The sequence below is a fragment of the Shewanella sp. T24-MNA-CIBAN-0130 genome, from assembly GCF_040310185.1.
In the GTDB taxonomy this organism is placed as follows: Bacteria; Pseudomonadota; Gammaproteobacteria; order Enterobacterales; family Shewanellaceae; genus Shewanella; species Shewanella psychromarinicola.
Window position 1 is genome coordinate 1 of sequence record NZ_JBEOPP010000268.1, and the last position, 278, is coordinate 278.

Consider the following 278-nt stretch of genomic DNA (forward strand, 5'->3'; position numbering starts at 1 on the left):
GCTGAGCACGAACACTGTGCGTGGCAGCAGATCCAGAGTGCGGAACAACCAGGTCAAGTCATCTTTGTGGCTTTCTTTGACGGGGTTGGTCGAGTTCATCACGTAGAGCACCAGGTGAGATTCACTTACGTACTTTTTGGTAATGTCCTTGTACTTTTCGATGGCGTGCGTTTCGGCATTTTCCTGTTCTTTGAAGCCGAACAGGCCAGGGGTGTCGATCAGCAAGAAGTCTTCGCCGACTTCATAGACTTTCACCTCATTGGAGGATTCCTGATGGC

1 protein-coding gene is annotated in these 278 nt (G+C 50.4%); it reads right to left on the reverse strand.

What is annotated here, in order from left to right; all coding sequences use genetic code 11:
* Positions 1–278 (reverse strand): dynamin family protein (locus tag AAEZ02_RS22330; protein WP_351125210.1); only part of this gene is annotated, 278 nt, incomplete at both ends.